The 18,254-nt window shown below is 58.2% G+C and carries 13 protein-coding genes and 4 pseudogenes; 8 read left to right on the top strand and 9 right to left on the bottom strand.

What is annotated here, in order from left to right:
* Positions 1 to 971: 971 nt before the first annotated feature.
* Positions 972 to 1,115, bottom strand: a complete 144-nt coding sequence (locus P3T21_RS29750; protein WP_429259532.1) for a hypothetical protein — start codon at positions 1,113 to 1,115, stop codon at positions 972 to 974.
* A gap of 532 nt (positions 1,116 to 1,647) precedes the next feature.
* On the opposite strand from P3T21_RS29750, the gene P3T21_RS29745 reads away from it, so the two are divergent.
* Together P3T21_RS29745 and P3T21_RS29740 are read left to right on the top strand one after the other, a co-directional pair.
* On the top strand, positions 1,648 to 2,388 hold the full coding sequence (locus P3T21_RS29745; RefSeq protein ID WP_429259531.1) for a 3-ketoacyl-ACP reductase: 741 nt from the start codon (positions 1,648 to 1,650) through the stop codon (positions 2,386 to 2,388).
* A 450-nt stretch (positions 2,389 to 2,838) separates the two neighbouring features.
* The gene (locus P3T21_RS29740) at positions 2,839 to 3,042 is read left to right on the top strand and encodes a cold-shock protein (RefSeq protein WP_429259530.1); all 204 of its coding nucleotides are present in this window, start codon (positions 2,839 to 2,841) and stop codon (positions 3,040 to 3,042) included.
* A gap of 648 nt (positions 3,043 to 3,690) precedes the next feature.
* Here the strand turns inward: P3T21_RS29740 and P3T21_RS29735 are convergent.
* The 3 genes and pseudogenes from P3T21_RS29735 to P3T21_RS29725 form a co-directional block, all read right to left on the bottom strand.
* Positions 3,691 to 3,900: a hypothetical protein gene (locus tag P3T21_RS29735; RefSeq protein WP_429259529.1), complete on the bottom strand. Its 210-nt coding sequence runs from the start codon at positions 3,898 to 3,900 to the stop codon at positions 3,691 to 3,693.
* 2,113 nt (positions 3,901 to 6,013) lie between these two features.
* Positions 6,014 to 6,756 (bottom strand): annotated as a pseudogene (locus P3T21_RS29730) (integrase core domain-containing protein); the annotation flags it as partial.
* 239 nt (positions 6,757 to 6,995) lie between these two features.
* On the bottom strand, positions 6,996 to 7,817 hold the full coding sequence (locus tag P3T21_RS29725) for an aldo/keto reductase (protein ID WP_429259528.1): 822 nt from the start codon (positions 7,815 to 7,817) through the stop codon (positions 6,996 to 6,998).
* Between the two features lie 151 nt (positions 7,818 to 7,968).
* Between P3T21_RS29725 and P3T21_RS29720 the strand changes: the two genes are divergently transcribed.
* A complete protein-coding gene (locus P3T21_RS29720) occupies positions 7,969 to 8,946 on the top strand; it encodes a LysR family transcriptional regulator (protein ID WP_429259527.1) in 978 nt (325 codons plus the stop codon).
* 141 nt (positions 8,947 to 9,087) lie between these two features.
* Here the strand turns inward: P3T21_RS29720 and P3T21_RS29715 are convergent, their stop codons facing one another.
* Positions 9,088 to 9,390, bottom strand: coding sequence for an H-NS family nucleoid-associated regulatory protein (locus P3T21_RS29715; protein WP_429259526.1), 303 nt, complete (start codon positions 9,388 to 9,390; stop codon positions 9,088 to 9,090).
* A gap of 87 nt (positions 9,391 to 9,477) precedes the next feature.
* Between P3T21_RS29715 and P3T21_RS29710 the strand changes: the two are divergent.
* The 3 genes and pseudogenes from P3T21_RS29710 to P3T21_RS29700 form a co-directional block, all read left to right on the top strand.
* Positions 9,478 to 9,939: pseudogene (locus tag P3T21_RS29710) on the top strand (transposase); the annotation flags it as partial.
* Between the two features lie 522 nt (positions 9,940 to 10,461).
* The gene (gene ltrA / locus P3T21_RS29705) at positions 10,462 to 11,712 is read left to right on the top strand and encodes a group II intron reverse transcriptase/maturase (protein ID WP_429259525.1); all 1,251 of its coding nucleotides are present in this window, start codon (positions 10,462 to 10,464) and stop codon (positions 11,710 to 11,712) included.
* Positions 11,713 to 11,790: 78 nt separating this feature from the next.
* A pseudogene (locus P3T21_RS29700) lies at positions 11,791 to 12,687 on the top strand (IS3 family transposase); the annotation flags it as partial.
* 46 nt (positions 12,688 to 12,733) lie between these two features.
* Here the strand turns inward: P3T21_RS29700 and P3T21_RS29695 are convergent.
* The 4 genes from P3T21_RS29695 to tnpA form a co-directional block, all read right to left on the bottom strand.
* Complete coding sequence (locus P3T21_RS29695; RefSeq protein WP_429259524.1) at positions 12,734 to 13,861, bottom strand: molecular chaperone DnaJ; 1,128 nt, start codon at positions 13,859 to 13,861, stop codon at positions 12,734 to 12,736.
* A gap of 175 nt (positions 13,862 to 14,036) precedes the next feature.
* Positions 14,037 to 15,653 carry an IS66 family transposase gene (gene tnpC / locus P3T21_RS29690; protein ID WP_429259523.1) on the bottom strand — a complete coding sequence of 539 codons (1,617 nt, stop codon included), beginning with the start codon at positions 15,651 to 15,653 and terminating at the stop codon, positions 14,037 to 14,039.
* A gap of 104 nt (positions 15,654 to 15,757) precedes the next feature.
* Positions 15,758 to 16,111: an IS66 family insertion sequence element accessory protein TnpB gene (gene tnpB / locus P3T21_RS29685; RefSeq protein ID WP_429259522.1), complete on the bottom strand. Its 354-nt coding sequence runs from the start codon at positions 16,109 to 16,111 to the stop codon at positions 15,758 to 15,760.
* The gene (gene tnpA / locus P3T21_RS29680; RefSeq protein WP_429259521.1) at positions 16,092 to 16,589 is read right to left on the bottom strand and encodes an IS66-like element accessory protein TnpA; all 498 of its coding nucleotides are present in this window, start codon (positions 16,587 to 16,589) and stop codon (positions 16,092 to 16,094) included. The genes tnpB and tnpA overlap by 20 nt, the downstream gene beginning before the upstream one ends.
* A gap of 69 nt (positions 16,590 to 16,658) precedes the next feature.
* Here tnpA and P3T21_RS29675 point away from each other — a divergent pair.
* Positions 16,659 to 16,865, top strand: a pseudogene (locus tag P3T21_RS29675) (IS3 family transposase); the annotation flags it as partial.
* A gap of 348 nt (positions 16,866 to 17,213) precedes the next feature.
* On the top strand, positions 17,214 to 18,008 hold the full coding sequence (locus P3T21_RS29670) for an H-NS histone family protein (protein ID WP_429259520.1): 795 nt from the start codon (positions 17,214 to 17,216) through the stop codon (positions 18,006 to 18,008).
* The last annotated feature ends 246 nt before the right edge of the window (positions 18,009 to 18,254 follow it).

Here is an 18,254-nt window from a genome sequence, read left to right as displayed (position 1 = left end):
CTGGATGGACCGGAGTGCGAAACGGTGTTTGTGAACCCCACGGTGCCCGCCCGGCTGCAAACGTTATCGACCACACCCTGTTTGGGTGTGCGGACCATTAGAGAAGTTCGAGCAGGTTCCTTCATTCACACTGCCGGATAATGACGGCTTCAAATCGTCTGTGTGGCTGGGCACAGTTGCCGACCGAAAAACCGAAGCACGGGTTAAATGCGGTGCGACGATTTCCCAAAAATTATTTTTCGTTTGACACCAATGCGCACGCGGAGGAATAGTTGCTCTCACAACTAACGCGCAATTTCGGGTTCTTGCAAATTGACGTAGGGGCACAGCATGAGGTCACAATGCTGTCATGACGAACACGTAACTTCATTCGACGCTGCGGGCCGCCGAATTGCATAAGAAATATAAGCTGAGAGACGTTAAATATGATGAATCGACATACCCAGGAAATCGGTCACCTCGAGCGTAGCGTCGAGAACGACCGCCTCAGGCGGGCCTTGGCCGCACGCCTCGACAGGGCATTCAAACGGGCCGACATCAGCTCGGCGCGCGCAGCGAGGTGGCTGGGCGTGAGTGAATACGACGTGCAATATTGGCGACGCGGAATCACCGTTCCGCCGCTGAACGCTTGTACGCATCTCGCCGCCGTCCTCAATCTCGACGTTCACTGGCTTTGCACTGGGCAGGCTCGGTACACCTAATCCGCAACTCGTGGAGACAGCGCAGTCTGGAGAGGGCCGCGCATTCAGTTCATCGTTATCAACTCGGTGGGACTGGCGCTCGTGACGACGCGCCCGCGAGCGTTTGTAATTCGAAACGGCAGGCACTTGCCGCAAAACCGGGGAATTGATGTGAAGGCAGCTAAACGAAAACTGTTGTGGGATGACGTCCGGCGCCTGGATGGTTGCGACATGGAGTTGGCGAGAGGCGCTTCGCATATCGCGAGCATGCTTTATGAGCACAGCATGCTGCTAGCGGTCAGGGAAACTCTTCTCCAGTTCGAGGCATGTCACAGACATCATGACGTGAAGGCGTTCGCGCATGCCCTTCTCGGGAAACTGCAGCAGCGCGGCAAGCCGGAGGCAGTCAAGGTGCTTCACGACTTTATAGAGCATGGCCGTCTGCCAGAGCCCACATCCGGCGCGCCGCACGGACCTGATTCTGGTCGGAAGCGCGGCGCCCAAAGTCTGCGAGGAATTCAACCATCGATGGGTAAGGCGCGTGCAACGGCCAAAGCTGCTTGAATGCCATCGGATGCGCGGCTGAAAGGAGCCTCGTCTGACGCGGTCCGCATCGGCAAACAAGGTCGCAGGCTTCGTGTCGGTGCTCCAGTCGGCGCTGAAATGGAAACGTAGTCTGTTTGAGCAGAGGCGTTGACTGCGCGGAAGGAAAGGAGCAAGACGAGAAAGGGTACAGGGATGCGGCGACGCTGCCGCCGGCAAGAAAAAACGTTGGTCACGTAAAAAATGGTATGGCAGACAGCATCAACGGAACGGATGACTCGGCTGCGCGTCAGCCGTCCACTATGCCCTGATTACCGTTGGTCATCAAGGCGACAGTCGTATAAACCGGGCGCGTCGGCAACGCTGGTTGGCTTATCAGGCAAAAGATGTTGGTCCTCAACCGTAACAACAACCGAGGTAGAACATGTCAAAGCGAATCGCTTACGTAACCGGAGGTATGGGTGGAATCGGTACAGCGATATGTCAGCGGCTTTACAAGGATGGGCTAACCGTCGTGGCCGGATGCGGACCGAACTCGCCACGACGGGAACGATGGTTAGCCGAGCAGGCAGAGCTTGGATTCTCCTTCACAGCCTCGGAGGGGAACGTCGGCGACTGGGAATCGACGGAGGCCGCCTTCGCGAAGGTGACGAAAGAGGTCGGTGAGATTGACGTGCTGGTGAACAATGCTGGCATTACGCGGGACGGCGTGTTTCGCAAAATGTCGCGGGAGAGCTGGAACGATGTCATTGATACGAACCTGACGAGCCTCTTTAACGTGACCAAGCAGGTTATTGAGGGGATGGTCGGCAGGGAGTGGGGCCGGATAATCAACATCTCGTCTGTGAACGGCCAGAAGGGGCAGTTCGGCCAGACCAACTACTCAACTGCCAAGGCGGGTATTCACGGGTTCACGATGTCACTTGCTCAGGAAGTGGCAACAAAGGGCATCACGGTGAATACGGTTTCACCCGGGTACATCGGAACAGACATGGTTCGTGCCGTACGTCCCGAAGTATTGGATGCAATCGTCCAGAGCATTCCGATTCGTCGTCTCGGAGAAGCCTCGGAGATTGCATCAATCGTCTCGTGGCTCGCGAGTAACGAAGCGGCGTTCGCGACTGGAGCGGATTTCTCGCTTAACGGCGGCTTGCACATGGGTTAAAGGGGGCGGGGCGACAGGCGAATCGTGGGATGCCCGCCCGACAATTCGATGTTCTAGCGGCTGAAGCCGCCAGAACATCTCGTGGATTGTCTGGTCCGGGAGTTCGCGGCCGTCGTTATGACGAGACCCTGTTCCGGCGCGGCGCCATTTCGCATGGCTGAGTGCCGTCGGCAGCCGGGTCAACGACACTTGTCTGGACGGACTGGCTCTGAATGACGGAGACCCTCGCCTCGCGGTGCGAGCCAGAACGGACAAACGCTGATTGACCTTCACGGCGAGCGGACGTATAAATTGCATACGTCAATTCAAGCTTCAAGTGGTAAGTATGGGCCGTTCGTGTGTTCGACTCTCCAGCGATGCCCATCCGGTTGTTCTTTTACTTTCCTTGAATTCTCGTGCGCGCGAGGGGCATCGCGTGATGTCGAACCAACCAATCAATCAGGAATGAGCATGGCAACGGGTACAGTTAAATGGTTCAACGACGCTAAGGGCTTTGGCTTCATTACGCCGGACGATGGCGGCGAAGACCTGTTTGCTCACTTTTCGGAAGTGAAGGCGGAGGGATTCAAATCTCTTCAGGAGGGGCAAAAGGTGAGCTTCGAGGTCAAGCAAGGACCAAAAGGCAAGCAGGCAGCGAATATCAAGCCGCTGTAAGCGCGGGGGTGATGCAGTAGCCGTTGCCTGTTTAGCGGGGAGACGCCGCCCGGCGATTTCATGTCTGTTACATAACTGCAATTTGATTGATGGCACTCGCCACCGACCGGGTTGAACTCGGCAGAGCCAATGCCGCATGGGCAGGCACAGACGCAGCGCGACTGCGCTGACTGGAGTCGTCCGTGTCGCGGAGGCTATCTCGCTGCTCAAGCTCGCCGGTCTGCCCATGGCGGTGTCCGGAATCGTTCTGCCGAACCCATGCGCGGCAGTTCATCGTAAGCATACAGCGGGGGCGACGCTCTGGTTGGTCTCTCCAGATACAGTCGGGTTGCAGACAGCCCCCGGAGGGGCGCGACGATAAGCCAGTATTCGGGCACCGCTCATTGACTTCATGACGGGCGGTCAATACCTCTTCGCCGACGTGCCCGTGCCTTCTATCTCAAGGACTTAGATTCTCCGGCCTCGCTCGCTGCCATCAACTATCTTTTTGCGGTCCCGTTCAGATATGTCTTTATCTTCTTCAATCGAAGAGTTCCTCCGACATATAAAACCATAAGTTGGATGGGACTTTTTTGCGAGAGCCCCCTTCGCTGGAGCGTAGGTTTCTCGTGGCTACCTGAAGCCGCGAGCCAGTCCCGAGGTGGTGTGTTACAGCGACTCAACCGCTTGGAGTCGTGCTTGCGCAATCTCGCCGGGGTGGTGGCAATGATATGCGTCGAACAGCTGCAGGCATAGCTGGGCAAGTGAAGCAAGGTCCACGGCTTGGTCTGCATGCTCGACTTCGCGCGCGTTGAGTACGTCATCGAGAACGGGAGCGAGACGGCGCAGTCGCACAAACGTGCTGGCGTCTAATTTCATGTCGAACCTCCTGTGGCCAGACTGTGCAGTTCACCGAGTCGGCCAGCACCAAGGCGATGCTCACCCTCCGTATGCCTGGCTCGTTAAAAATGTCGTTTGCATGCAACGAGTTTCATGATGTCTCTACCCGGAATGGGGTGGCAGTGCAGGACCGGCATAGGTCGGCACCCCAGTCCACAAGGACATGTCCTTATATTGGCCTTTCAAACTGACCGTGTGCTGACTGGCAGATTACGATTCTGTCATCTGCGCGTCCATGGTCACTCCTCGATGCGAGGCGCGGCCACCCGCATCGCTGCGAAAAAGTGAATGGTTGGCCTTAGTTAGTGACCAGGAGCGAGAGCTAGACCTGGCGGTGCGCGTATAGACCTAGACGGTAAAGCCGACAAACGGTTTGCCCATCGCAGGGCAAACCGTTCTCTAGCGGAGCCTGCGTTGTTCGCGCGCGATGCTTACCCGTGCGAGCGGTCGTGTTGGTGAAGCTGATGATGGTGAGGTTGATAATGGTGCCGCACAGGCGCGTGCCGGTCGTCGCGGTGCATGTCAGCGAACGACACCGCCGGGGCAGCGAACGCGGCTACGATGAGGACAGAAAGAGCTTTCTTGAGAACGTGTTTCATGGAAATCCAGGTGGCTGTAAGGAAGTGTTAGACGAGCGATGCAATGCCTCAGGCAACTGCGATGCGCCGACAGTTTAGCGCAGGGCTCGAGTAATCGCTCCTACGACGGCATTGGTGCCTGGAAGATTGCGAAGTGAACGCGCCGCATCGCCACGGAAGGAAACGCGCAGAGTGTCAACATCGCTGAAATCAAGCTTTCCGGGGAGATAGCCTCAATCATTCTTCATGGCGCGCTGGATGCATATTGCGGAGTGATCGACGGTACGGCGATAGATGTTCCTGCCAGGCCACGGCACGAACGTGTACTCCGCATACGCGTTGCTTCCGATATATATCCAGTTATGCAGAACAGCTGACACGATGATTCCTTGAAGACGTTAAAAAAGGGAGCCAGTCGGGCCCAAAGGCGATGTTGTCGGCGGGCCGAACAGCGAGCTTTGCGCTGTCGTAACTCCATTCTCGGAAAATTGAGTGCCCTCGGTGTCGCACTTTAAGCCGGCTCCTCCGGACATGAATTGCTACGGCGCGCCGCCAGCCCCACTTGGTGCAGTGCAAGCCGTGGGCAACGGGATGTCAAAGCCAGGGAAATCGCGACTTCCTCTTCGTGGTCGGAGCGCTCGACGTGGAGCGTTGAAAGGTCTTGCCATGGGCAAGCTTGACTACGAAGGCGGCTAGGAAATACATGGAGTGGCCCGAGAAAGGGAGGCTGCGATGTGATAAGCCCTCCTGATTCGTCTCCAGGTATTTAACGTTTGACTGATACTAGAACGCCCAACGTCCCGAAAAACGCTGCTGCACTTAATCCATCTTTAACTTCAAGTTGGCAATCAGCGACCCTTGGGAGCGGTCTCGCGACCCAAGTTGCGTTCGGGCGCTCTCAAAAATATCAGCCCACGTGATGAGTGAGTGACGCGTCCATCTGCGCTTTGTTGAATTTCCCGTCTCGATACACCGCTCTTTCAACGCCAACCACTAACGTCTCAAGCCACGACGAGCGCACGCAAGCCCGCGCGAGCGCGATGGATGACGACGATGACCAGAGAGGCGGCTACCGTGCCAACCACCGGTGATGCGCCGACAATGCGGCTGAGCGTGGCGCCTAGAAGAATCGCGACAAAGTAATCGAACGGGGAGCGCTGCCCGAAAGACCACTTTCTGTCACATGAACGCGACCCGTGGCATAGTGCCGCTATGCGCTGCCTGACTTCAGGGGCGACCAGACGAAGCAACCTGATGTCCATTTCAACCCTCGAAGCAGCTGCTTCGAGGGTCTTGCAGGGGCCATCGACATTACCGGCGGCACCGGCGCGTTCTCGGCCTCACGTCCGAGTCAGATACCCGGCGACGCAGGTGCTGGGTATTTCGCGTGAGTTGAAAATTGATTGCCGCAATCGACGGCGGTTCACGCGAAAGTCTGAAGTTCTGTTGAATGAGAGGTGGCTTCGTTCGTTCGAACAGGATCTGCGAGTTTTTAAGTGGAATCGCTGAGGCAATCAAGCTGCCGATTTTATCGCTGGCAGCGTGGCGAAGTATGCTTCATCCGGCGTCTGATCGGCCAGCCTGGAATGAGGCCGGTTCTGGTTATACCAGTTCAGGTAATTACCGATTGAGCGGCGGGCGTGGCTGACCGAGTCATATGCTTTCAGATAAACCTCTTCATATTTGACGCTGCGCCACACCCGTTCGACGAACACGTTGTCACGCCAGGCACCCTTTCCATCCATGGACAGAAGAACATTCCGGCTGAGTACCGCGTCGGTGAATTCGGTTGCGGTGAACTGGCTGCCTTGATCCGTGTTGACGATCTCGGGTAAGCCGCATTTCGCAAACGCCTCCTCCAGCGCCTCGACAGCATGGCAACTCTCCAGCGTGATCGCCACCCGGTGTACTGGGCGAGTCGTCGGGTGCTGCGGCTCGTGTTTGGCTTGCGATACAACGCCTCGATGCCCATGCGCTTCATCAAGGTGCCGACGTGCCTGCGCGCGACCTTGATGCCTTCGCGACGCAGCAGCCGTGCCAGCATTCGCGCCCCTGCAAATGGATGCTCGAGGTGAAGCTCGTCAATCCGGCGCATCAATTTCAGATCCGCTTCGCTGACTCCACGCGATTGGTAATAGGCGCTCGACCGGCTGATGCCTACCAGCCGGGCCTGCTGTGTCACCGGCAGGGCGTGATCACGATCGATCATCGCCTTACGCCCAGCAGTCCCGCCTTGCTGAGCGCGCTTTCTAAAAAACAGCGATCGCGGCATTCCACGGCCCCATGGATAGAAACGCTGTCCGTCGGTTTCGTTTTGTCATCTTCTGGTTCCTTGTTGCCGGCCATTATGACCGACTCACGCCCCAGCTTTTCCACTCAACGAACTGTCCGAATTCTCGAAGCCACCTCTATGGATGTCGATGAATCAACGTCGATTGCGCGCTAGCGCTGCGGCGATGACTAGCGGATGGACTGCCTGCAGTGCGAAGACAACGGTTACGCGTCCCATTCCGGCGCGAACGGCGGAGTGACGAAACGGTGGTTCTTCGGCAACACCGCAATAGCTTGCCGGTCATCATCGTCGAGTTTCACCGCCAGCGCGTCGAGATTGGATTTTTGACTTTCGCGGCGTTGAGCCTTAGGAATAACGGCCACCCCGTCCTGTTCCAGAAGCCACGCAAGTGCAACCTGGGCAGCGGTCACGCCATGCTTGACGCCGATTCCCTGAAGTACGGGGTCGCGCGCTGCCCTGCCTTGTGCAAGCGGGGCATAGGCGACGAGTGGAATGCCTTTCTCGCGCAAGTAGCTCAGCATTTTCGACTGGTCTAGAAACGCGTGGTATTCAATCTGGTGGCAGGCGATGGGTGCGCCGATTTCCTCGATGGCTTTTCGCAGCATCGTCACGTTGAAATTGCACACACCGATTGAGCGAACGGTGCCGTTCTGCAGAAAACCTTGCATTGTCTCCATGACGGCGCCGAGGTCCATGTCACGCGACGGCCAATGCACCATGTACAGGTCAACGTAGTCGACACCGAGCTTTCCGAGGCTGGCGCCCAGTGCGCGACGGAGGGACTCCGGCTCGAGGTTCTCGTGCCATACCTTTGTCGTCAGATGCAGTTGCTTCCGTGCGAGACCCGAGGCGGCAATCGCGGCGCCTACTGCTTCCTCATTCTGATACATCTCGGCGGTGTCGATGTGTCGATATCCGAGCTCCAGTGCACTCTCGACGACCGGCTGGCAACCACCATCCGGCATACGGTAGGTGCCAAATCCGAGGCGGGGCAGTTCAATTCCCTGTGTCTTCAAGGCTTCCATTGATGCTCTCCCAAGCTGGTTCAGCTCCGCAGCGCAAACCGCTGCGGCGTTCAGGAGGACAATTTCTCATTTTTTGATCGTTGAATAAAGTACGTGCTGTTCAAATCACTCGTGACTAAACTATCTGAATAAGACGAGCATTGGAGAGGTCATGACGTTTGATGGTCGACTGTTTTCCGGCATCACTGTACTCGCCGCAGTCGCGGAGAGCGGCAGTTTCGTGCGCGCGGCAGACGCCCTGGGATTGTCACCATCGGGCGTTAGCCGTGCTGTTTCACGCCTCGAGAAGCGGGTAGGCGTGCGGCTGCTTGACCGTACGACGCGCTCGCAGACGTTGACCGACGAAGGGAGGCGTCTATATGACGCGGTTGGCCCGCATCTGACAGGCATCGAAGAGGCGGCTTCGGCGGCGTCGGGTTCAGCGAACGTTGTGCAGGGAAAGCTTCGTGTTAACGTCGACCCGTTCTTTTCAAGGACGGTGCTGGCGTCAAGATTGCCGGATTTTTTGGCACGTCATCCTGACCTTTCGCTCGAACTCATCATGCGCGACGACGTTGGCGACCTCGTGGCAGATGGATTTGACCTCGCGGTGCGCTTTGGACCGCCGCCGATGGGAACACTGGTCGCGCGCAAGCTATTCGAGACGCGCATCATTACGGTCGCATCTCCACGGTATGTGGCTGAGCACGGACAGCCAGGAAAACCGGAGGAGGTGAGCAAACATCAGCGAATCATGTTTTATAACCCGGTGACGGCCAAGCCCTTCGAGTGGGAGTTCCATCGGGGTAAGAAGGTCACGGAGATACCTGCGGAGGGGCGCCTCCTCGTGTCGGACGTGGAAACCATGCTCGGCGCGTGTATCGCCGGCGCCGGCATCGCCCAGGTGATGGAGATTGGCGTCGAGCAGGTAATGCATGACGGCTTGCTCGTGGACCTCTTCCCCGACTGGTCGGACGAAAGATTTCCGCTGTATGCGCTCTTTCCGTCCCGGCGCCATCGAGCTGCGAAAGTTGAGGCGTTCATCAATTTCTGCCTCGAGTCATCGTCGTCAGCGGCACCTGTTGCGCACCGTCAAAAAAGCCTCCGGGGGAACGTCGGCAGCGCAAAAGCTAAGGCGCGCACCTCATAGCGACCATGACGATTAATATCAAAGCTGCGTAGGGAAGCTCGGGGCGGACGTGAAGGCGAGTACAGTTCTCCGTGAGGACGAGGGCGCACTGCTTGCAGGTGCCGGTATTCTAAAACTGGCAGGCGACGACACTGAGGCTCGCTATTGGCGCTGACCGCGTGCAAGCGGACCGCCCGCAAACGGGTCATTGCGCCAATCCACAGCTTCTCGATTTTTTTGCGGTGCCGCCACCTTTGACGACAATTCGAAATGTTGAATGGATTGGCCAGCGCTAGTCGCTTGTTTAAGCCATTGTGGCATTTCTCCTTCACCGCTCCACGTGTCTCCCGTCGCACTACGATAGCGCGCTTTCGTCTGTTCTGATTGCTCACTTGCCAGTGCTGAAGCCAGGTCGTCTGGTCTGATGCCAAACTCCTCCATGCGATGGCGGAGATAAGCAATCATGCTGTCCCGCTTACCCCCGGCGTCAGACTAGATGTCGCGTTGCCTGATTCTCATAGACATGGTCCGGGGGCGGTAAAATCAGAGTGAATGAAAGCCTACTCAGCAGAAAGAAAAGAAGCGCTGGTGCGGCGCATGATGCCGCCGGAAAACACGCTGGTCTCGGCGCTGGCCAAAGAAACGGGAATTACCGAACAGACGTTGTACACGTGGCGCCGACAGGCGAAGGGACAAGGGTTGGCCGTGCCCGGCGATGGAAAGAATCCTGAAGCATGGTCTTCGGAGGACAAGTTTGCAGTAGTGCTGGAGACAGCGCCGCTCAATGCAGCGGAGCTGGCCGAGTATTGCCGTCGAAAAGGTCTTTATCCGGAGCAGATATCGGCCTGGCGAGCCGCTTGCCGGTCGGCCAATGCGAATGCCACGGAGCAGGCACGCGAGCAGCGCCATCAGTCGAAGGACGATAAGAAGCGCATCCAGCAGCTTGAGAAGGAATTGCAGCGCAAGGAGAAGGCGCTGGCGGAAGCGGCTGCGCTGCTGATTCTGAGAAAAAAAGCCCAGGCGAGTGTGCTATGAAAGCTGTTTGATCGATGAGGGCAGGCCCCTCGATGTCGTCTTTCAGGAGAAGACATCAAACCACTTCAAGCTGCTGCGGTAAAGAGCCGTGGTGGTGAGCGTTGAAGAAAAGGCGCAGTGAATGCGTCAGGTGTGGGATAACGAGACGAGCGCAAGCGAACCGTCGATGAGGTGTCGATAGCTTTTTCCACTCGTCGTCAAAACCAAGGTCCTCGCCTGACCTTGGGACAAACCAAGCGGGAGCCTGATGACTGGCTTGGTGGCGACCGGCATAAAGACGGCGTGACGTTACTCCAGGCGATTGAACGGAACATAGGAACCTGTCACCCCGATGCGAAGGGAGAAGCTTGATTTGAAGGACTCAAAGAAGGTGAGAGTACCGATGCGGGGTACAGGGGCGGAGCATTCCGTAGTAGCGGTGAAGCCTCGTAATTGGGGTGGAGCGAAGGGAATGCGTCATCCGGCAAGACCTGTGGGCCAACCAGACAATGGGATGAGCCGATGAGTCGCGCCAGGCCGTTTGCAATAACGAAGCAGTCTGTGTGGGCAGCATGGCTTCAGGTGAAAGCGAACCATGGAGCGCATGGTGTGGACGGGCAAACCATCGAGGCATTTGGACAGCAGCTTGGACGCAATCTGTACAAGGTGTGGAACCGGATGTCTTCAGGGAGCTACCTTCCGCCACCTGTGCGTGCCGTGGAAATCCCGAAGGGAAATGACAGGACCCGCAAGCGGTTGTTGGGAATTCCGACCGTGGCGGACCGCGTTGCCCAGGCGGTTGTGCGCAATTATCTTGAAGCGCAGGTAGAGCCCTGTTTCCATCCGGATTCCTATGCTTACCGTCCTTCCAGGTCGGCGCTGGATGCGATTGCTGCTGTCCGGGGTCGATGCTGGAAATACGACTGGGTACTGGAATTTGACATCAAAGGTGCGTTTGACCACGTTGATCACGAACTCATGATGAAAGCGGTGCGGCAACATGCCCGTTGCACTTGGGTGGAGCTGTACGTGGAACGCTGGTTGAAGGCGCCCATGATGAGGGGGCAGGAAATGGTGTCGCGGACGCAGGGCACGCCGCAGGGTGGTGTCGTCAGCCCGGTACTGTTTAATCTCTATATGCATTATGCCTTCGATACCTGGATGGCGAGGCACTTTCCGGACACGTCGTTCGTGCGGTATGCGGACGATGGATTGGTCCACTGCAAAAGCGAAGCCGAAGCCAGACGGTTGCAGGAGGCAATCGGTGCACGTCTGACGGCCTGTGGTCTGGAATTGCATCCTGAGAAGACGAGGATCGTGTACTGCCGGGATGGGAATCGCAAGAAAGACTATCCCACCACGAGTTTCGACTTTCTGGGATACACCTTCCGTGGCCGGCTGGCCAAAAGCAAGCGGGGCGTTTACTTCAACAGTTTCAGTCCTGCCCTCAGCGGCAAGGCCGCGAAACGCATCCGCGAGAAAATGCGGACGTGGAATATCGGTCGCTGGACGGAGGCTGGGATCGAGGATATCGCCGCGCAGGCCAATCCAGCCTTGCGAGGATGGTGGAACTATTACGCGGCGTTCTACATGAGCGAGTTCAAGCGCGTGATTGCCCACCTCAACGACATTCTGGGGAAATGGGCGGTACGCAAATATCGCCGATTCAAACGGAGTCGTGCCAAGGCCCGGACCTGGCTCAGGCGGATGGCCGAGCGTGAGCCGGATCTGCTGTACCACTGGACGCTGGGGGTATTGCCATCGGCTGGATGACAAGAGCCGTATGAACCGAGAGGTTCACGTACGGATCTGTGAGGGCCTGGCGGGGAAGTTCCGCCGGGCTACTCGACTTTGGGGAAACAAAGAGGACGATTGATCAACGTCCCGGATCGCCTGTTATGCATATCGTTGATACGCGAGGCGGCGCAGTCAGGCTGCCGGCTGGAGAAGGCTTGCGATGAGCTGGGCGTGAGCCTGCGCACGTTCCAGCGCTGGGTGGGTGACGGCGACGCGGTGCGCGCGGATGGCCGCACCACGACCGGGAGGCCACCGCCGGGCAACAAACTGAGTGAGGCCGAACGGCAACAGATTCTGGAGGTCGCAAACTGTGCGGAGTTTGCCAGCCTGCCGCCCAGCCAGATCGTGCCGAGGCTGGCGGATCGCGGCGTGTATGTCGCGTCGGAATCGAGCTTTTACCGCGTGCTGCGCAGCGCCTCGCAGCAGCACCACCGGGGTCGTGCACGCAAGCCCTCGGGCCGGGTGGTGACCAGTCATTGTGCGACGGCGCCAAATCAGGTCTGGTCGTGGGACATCACGTGGATGCCGGCGGCGGTCAAGGGCCAGTACTACTACTGGTACATGATGCTGGACGTGTTCAGCCGCAAGATTGTTGGTCATGAAGTGCATGAAGCCGAATCGGCGGAACTGGCCGCGTTGCTGATGCGACGTGCCAGTCTGGCCGAGGGCCTGGCAGGACGCCCTCTGGTGCTGCACTCGGATAACGGCAGCCCGATGAAGGGCGCGACGATGCTCGCCACCCTGGAGAATCTGGGGGTCGTGGCCTCGTTTAGCCGGCCGCGTGTGAGTAACCACAACCCGTACGCGGAGTCGCTGTTCCGGACCTGCAAGTACCGGCCCGACTACCCGCGCACGCCGTTCGGCAGCATTGATGAGGCACGGGCCTGGACGCAGCAGTTCGTGCGTTGGTACAACCATGAGCACAAACACAGCGGCCTGAAATTCGTAAGCGGTGTTTTCTCCACACTACGGAAGAAGCATGAGGAGCGGCGCTCCCCTAGAACGGCATATCGTCGAAACGCGGCGTGGCTAATGACCGTTTCACGAACTTTAGCCAGCCCTTAAGTTGCTTGACGTCGTCGAATACGAGCAGGTCACGTTCAAGGGCGTGGAGGCTCTCCTGCAGCGAGAAGATATCGGCGGCAAGATTGCGCATGATGGTGCTGGGCGACACATCGATGAAGGGCGGAATTCCGTAGCTGTGCTTGAATCCGTTCTCGACATGCAGGATTTCGTGGTCGAGTTCACCGACCTGTTCCTTCAGAATCTTGTTGTAGTGTTTCAACCGGTCTTCGCCGATGTTGTTGATGGCGCTTTGGTCGATATGTTCCAGCTCCAACTGCAACTCAAGTAATTGCAACAGGCTGTTTTTGCTATATGCCTGGTTGGCCCTTTGCATCAGAGCGGTCTTCCGATCACGCTCCTGCGGATCGGTTTCGCGGTCGGGATGCAAGGCGCTGGCCAGTTTGCGATAGACCTCGCGGATGGATAAGCTCAGTTCGGCCTGCTCAACTTGTTCTCGTGCCTCTGCTGCGAGTTGCCTAGGCGTCTTTTTTCGTTTGGCGCGGCGCGCTTCCCGAGCTTGGTTTTCGAGTGCATCTTGTGCCTGCAGCTGTTCCATTTGCGCATGGGCGCGCTGCAGTACATCCTCGGGAGAACTCATATCAACGTCGTCGCCCAGCTCGACCCCGAGCATGGCCTCGAGCGCCGATTTCATGTCGTCCAACTCGGCGGCGGCTTCACTGTCAAAGTCAGATTCGCTATATCGGTTGTAAATCGTTTTCAGCTCCAGATCATCACTCTGCGCGACCAGCTCACCTGCCAGGTCGCTGATCAGGTCTGCAATCGTGCGCCGCTCGGATTTGGTCAGCCCCTTCTGACCGTACGCCTGGTCCAGGCGATGCACGAGCTTGGCGCGCAAGTCGATGGAAGTTTGCTCAAGGGGAGCGAACTCGCTTAGATATTTCCGATGGAAGGCAGGCATTGCAGCCTCCCAGGCACTCAGCCGGGCGCGCCGCTTTTCGATCTGCTTGATCAGCGTGTTGAACGCCTTTTGCCCCTTCGACAGATGAGACTTGTTATGGTCGGGAGCAATGCTGATGGACCTGAGATTTGTCCTGGTCATGGGATGATTTCCGCTGGTTGATGCGAGAGCGAGCACCCCGCTATTTTAGCCGAGGTCGCGGTTGCAACGCGCTGGCGCCCGCGCTGCGATAGCGAACACGCGCACGTTGCCGACCGATGATCGACCTATGCCGGAGCTCGTGGAGAACGCGGACTGGACCCCAGATCGGGGTGCTTCAGGGGTGGGTTGTAGCGAGCTGCACTCGTTTGGCGAAGTTAAACGGCAGCAGGTCGCTGATGTCAGCGTCCGATGCCCGTTGTGGCATTTCGGTCAGCACATGATGCAGATACGCATAGGGCTCGACGTTGCAGGCCCGGCACGTCAGCACGAGGCTGTAGACCATGGCACTCGCCTTCGCGCCCGCAACTGTGTCAGAGAAGAGCCACCAATGTCTCGCTGTTGCAAATGGCCTGATGTCTCTTTCCAGAATGTTGTTATCCACGGGCGCACGCCCATCGATCACGTAGCGGCTTAGATATTCCCATTGGTTTCTCGTGTAGCTGATCGCCTTGCCCAACAGGCTCTCAGGCAGAACCTGGGGCGCCTGCGTATCCAGCCATGTCTTGAGCGCTTCTAGCAACGGCACGCTGTGTTGCTGCCGCAGCCGGTAGGTGTAGTCGGCTCGCGCCTCGCCATTGGGCAGTCCCGTGCGAGCAAGCGTCTCGACCTGATAGAGCGCCTTGAAGTACTCAAGCGCTTGCAGCGCGCGACCACCCGTTTTCTTCTTCTGTCCCTTGTGCGCGTCGACGAACATGCGCCGTGAATGGGCGATACAGCCGAAGTGAGTGACGCCTTCGAGCGTTCGCCAGGCACTGTATCCATCGGTCATCAGCATGCCTTCGTAGCCAGCGAGAAACGCTTGCGGATATTGCTGCCCACGCCCGCGTTGGTAGTCGAACAGCACCACCGGCTGCTCGCTGTCCCCGGCACTTCTGTACGTCCACATATAACTCGTGCTTTGCGGCGTCTTGCCTTCTTCCTTGAGAACCTGCACCGTCGTCTCGTCGCCGTGAATCAGCGGCTGCGACAACAGTGTTTGGTGCATCGCTTCGTACAGCCGGCTGTAGTGCATCTCGGCAGGCCTGATGATCCAGTTCGCCAGCGTGCCGCGGCTCACCGCAATGCCCGCGCGGGCCAGCGCGTTTTCCATCCGGTACAGCGGCGTGCCGTCAACATATTTGCCGGTTGTCACCGTCGCAATCATCGCCGCGCTCGCGCTGCTACCCGGCAACGGCTGCACGGGCATCGGCGCGATTACCATCGGCGTGCGTTCGGCGTTGTGCTCGCAGTGGCGGCACGCGTATTTGAAGCGCACATGTTGCAGCACCAACGCCTTGATCTCGATGTCCAACTGCTCGCTCGTCTGTTCGCCCATGCGGTGCAACGCATTTTGACAGCACGCACAGATCTTCTGCTCATCGGGCAGATCGTACTCGATGCGCCGGCGCGGCAGCTCGGCCGGCAGCGGCTTGCGTCCCCGCTTACCGTGCTCGGATTTGCCAACCTCCGGCAGTCCCGTATCGGGCAGCGCGAATGCGTCATCCGAATCATCGTCACCGGGTTCGGCCGCGGCGATCTGCTCGGCTTCGTCGAACACGCGATCCCTGAGTTTCTCGCTGCTCGGCGCGAAGCGCTTGAGCTGCGCCAGACGGAACAACTCCTCGAGTTGCCCGATGCGTTGCGCCAGTTGCTGGTTATGGGACTGAAGCTCGAGAATGCGCTCGATCAGCGCCTCGGGGGAGAGCTGTTTGAGATCGTCCTCAGCGGACGGGGAGCGGGCGTCGGTATTCATGTGCTCCACGATAGCGAAGCTGCACAACGAATGGGCTTACGTCAAAGTGTAACAATCGCGCCGGGCGTCGCGCGCACCACGCCCGGCGCGCGGCTACTGAACGTTCAACTCACGTGTCGGTACTGCCTCGAAGGGTGACGACGCACCGCGTCGATGTCGATGCCTTCGAGTAACCAGTGAAGTTGCTCGCTCGTAAGTTCCATCACCGCCTGCTGTCGACGTGGCCAGACGAAACGGTCAACCTCTAACCGTTTCATCATCAGCCAGAAACCCGAGCGCTCGTAAAACAGCAGCTTGATGCGGTTCGCACGCTTGTTACGGAAGGCGAAGACCGCACGGGCAAATGGGTCAAGCTGCATGGACTGCTCGACCAGGATAACGAGACCGTTAATCCCGTTCCTAAAATCGACCGCGTCGCGGTGCAGGTAGACCCGCAGCTCAGCGTCCAGCCGGAACATGGTAGCGCCCCAGCGTTTCGATCATCGCCGACACCAACGTCGTGTCCTGCCCGCTACACTCGAGCTTGAGCGTAATGCCATTGGGCATTTCCACCGTCAGCCGTGACGGTGCCGGTGGGCGCAGCGAGCTGCGCACGGATTCGCCGTGCGCCGGCAGGAGTTCCGATTGCGGTCCGGATCGCCTCGACTGCGCGTCGGTGCGGCCGATCTCGACGACCGGCACGAACGCCGACGGCGTACCTTCGATTACGTCCATCGCGACGGTGCCGTCGCGTTTCTCCTGGTGCTTGCTGACCCACCGGCGCAGCAGGTTCGCGTTCACACCAGCCTTGAGCGCCATGCCAGCCAAAGACACGCCCGGCTGCAGGCAGGCCTCGACCAGCTTCTGTTTGGCCTCTTCGTCATAGTAGCGCCGTCGGCCATCACTGCTTACCCCGACGGGCTCAAGCTTCAACGGATCTGAGGGATTCTGCGTCATATGTCCACCCGTCAATGAGGTGGACATATGCTGCGCGATCAAGCCTCAGGAAACCATGTGCGCTTATTTCACCGCTTACTGAAATTCGTCACGCCGGCGCAGCGCCATAACGGCGTAGCCGCCGCAGTGCTCGCACAACGTGAAGCCGTTTACGCAGATGCCAGGGAGCGCAATCCACGGCGTTGGTCCCGATCGACGCGCAACTGGAAATTGAAGGATGAAGTCTGGCTCAATCCGGAGCGCATGCAGCCGGAAGAACTAAAGCAGTTCGCATGAAGTGACGCGACAACTACGTTGACAACCGCCGCTTACGTTCGTCCATGAAAGATTCCTTCGTTAAGGCAATTGCCTAGCGTTCATCGAACGCCGATTGCTGTGAATCGCACCGTACGCGCATTGCGCCGATGTAATGAAGTAGTCATGCTGAGGCACAGGCTGCCACCCGGGAAACGCAGGAGCAGGCGAAAGCGGCGGTTCTGATTGGAGAATCAAGAAACCGGTTCTGCAATGTCGTATTTGGGCGTCTGGATTGATACAGAACCTTCGGCAACCTATGAACTCATAGCCGTAGTATGCATGCACGTGGCATAGTGCGCTCAGTTAATCAACAACAAAGGAAGGCATATGGCAACACTAGAACAAATTCAGGCGAAAATGAAGCACCTGCAGGTGCAAGCTGAAGCATTGCTTGCTAAGAAGGCGCAGGCGGCCGTGGACCAAATTCGCGACATCATGCTGAAGCATGGTCTAACGACTGAAGACATTGAGGCCAAAACGAAAGCTCGCCGGCAAGGCAAGAATACTGTCGCTCCTGTTGCCAATGTGAAGACCAAGGCGGCCGTCGCCAGGAAAGGCGGACTGCCGGCAAAGTATCGTGACCCCAAGACTGGCGCGACATGGAGTGGTCATGCGCGTCCGCCGGCTTGGATTAAAGACGTGAAAGACCGCAGCAAATTCCTGATTGCAGGCGCCGGCGCCCCGGATTCCGCGAGTGTTGCGGGCAAGTCAAAGGTCGTGGCGGAACCCGCAAGCCAGGCCGCAACGAAGAGCAAACTGCCCCCGAAATACCGCGACCCCAAAACGGGAGCCACGTGGAGCGGTCATGCGCGCCCGCCGCGATGGATTGCTGACGCGAAAGACCGCACGAAGTTTCTGATTGCAGGCGTCGACGCGGTGGCTGACGCGGATGTCGCGAGCAATACGAAGTCTGTGGCCAAGAAGGTTGCCGCTAAAAAGGTTGCGGCTGAGAAGGTAGCGGCGAAGAAAGTGACTGTAAAGAAGGTCACGAGCAAGAAGGTCGTCGTGAAGAAAGCTGCCGCCAAGAAGACGGTGAGTGCAAGGACACCTGTGACAAGGAAGGCACCTGCAAAGAAAGCGACGGCAAAGAAGGCGGTGCAGGCTGCAAGCAAGACGGCATAAGCAAATAAAGCGCCGAGGTCGGAGGCGGCAGTGACCGCTTCGTCCGCTACAGTCGGGTCTGGCGTCGGCTCGACGACCTGAACAAAGTCGTCAGTTGCCCGGTGGAACAGCGATTCTCTGGTCCCACTGGGCACATCAAGCCGCGACGTTTTATTGAGCTTGCGCTGCCTGATACTGGGCAGCCGAGAGCGTGCAAAAGTTGGGGAGGCTCCCAAGGAGGGCCGCTTGTGCTTCCGTTAGCGGCAT

This window comes from Paraburkholderia sp. GAS334, from assembly GCF_050436625.1.
In the GTDB taxonomy this organism is placed as follows: Bacteria; Pseudomonadota; Gammaproteobacteria; order Burkholderiales; family Burkholderiaceae; genus Paraburkholderia.
The sequence above is the reverse complement of the archived record's forward strand: the minus strand, read 5'-3'. Positions and strand labels throughout refer to the sequence as shown.

Excerpts from the sequence above, each read along its gene's own strand:
- P3T21_RS29750 (WP_429259532.1), bottom strand. The coding sequence starts at position 1,115 with ATGCTCTATAAAGTCGTGAAGCACCTTGACTGCCTCCGGCTTGCCGCG.
- P3T21_RS29745 (WP_429259531.1), top strand. The coding sequence starts at position 1,648 with ATGTCAAAGCGAATCGCTTACGTAACCGGAGGTATGGGTGGAATCGGT.
- P3T21_RS29740 (WP_429259530.1), top strand. The coding sequence starts at position 2,839 with ATGGCAACGGGTACAGTTAAATGGTTCAACGACGCTAAGGGCTTTGGC.
- P3T21_RS29735 (WP_429259529.1), bottom strand. The coding sequence starts at position 3,900 with ATGAAATTAGACGCCAGCACGTTTGTGCGACTGCGCCGTCTCGCTCCC.
- P3T21_RS29725 (WP_429259528.1), bottom strand. The coding sequence starts at position 7,817 with ATGGAAGCCTTGAAGACACAGGGAATTGAACTGCCCCGCCTCGGATTT.
- P3T21_RS29720 (WP_429259527.1), top strand. The coding sequence starts at position 7,969 with ATGACGTTTGATGGTCGACTGTTTTCCGGCATCACTGTACTCGCCGCA.
- P3T21_RS29715 (WP_429259526.1), bottom strand. The coding sequence starts at position 9,390 with ATGATTGCTTATCTCCGCCATCGCATGGAGGAGTTTGGCATCAGACCA.
- ltrA (WP_429259525.1), top strand. The coding sequence starts at position 10,462 with ATGAGTCGCGCCAGGCCGTTTGCAATAACGAAGCAGTCTGTGTGGGCA.
- P3T21_RS29695 (WP_429259524.1), bottom strand. The coding sequence starts at position 13,861 with ATGACCAGGACAAATCTCAGGTCCATCAGCATTGCTCCCGACCATAAC.
- tnpC (WP_429259523.1), bottom strand. The coding sequence starts at position 15,653 with ATGAATACCGACGCCCGCTCCCCGTCCGCTGAGGACGATCTCAAACAG.
- tnpB (WP_429259522.1), bottom strand. The coding sequence starts at position 16,111 with ATGTTCCGGCTGGACGCTGAGCTGCGGGTCTACCTGCACCGCGACGCG.
- tnpA (WP_429259521.1), bottom strand. The coding sequence starts at position 16,589 with ATGACGCAGAATCCCTCAGATCCGTTGAAGCTTGAGCCCGTCGGGGTA.
- P3T21_RS29670 (WP_429259520.1), top strand. The coding sequence starts at position 17,214 with ATGGCAACACTAGAACAAATTCAGGCGAAAATGAAGCACCTGCAGGTG.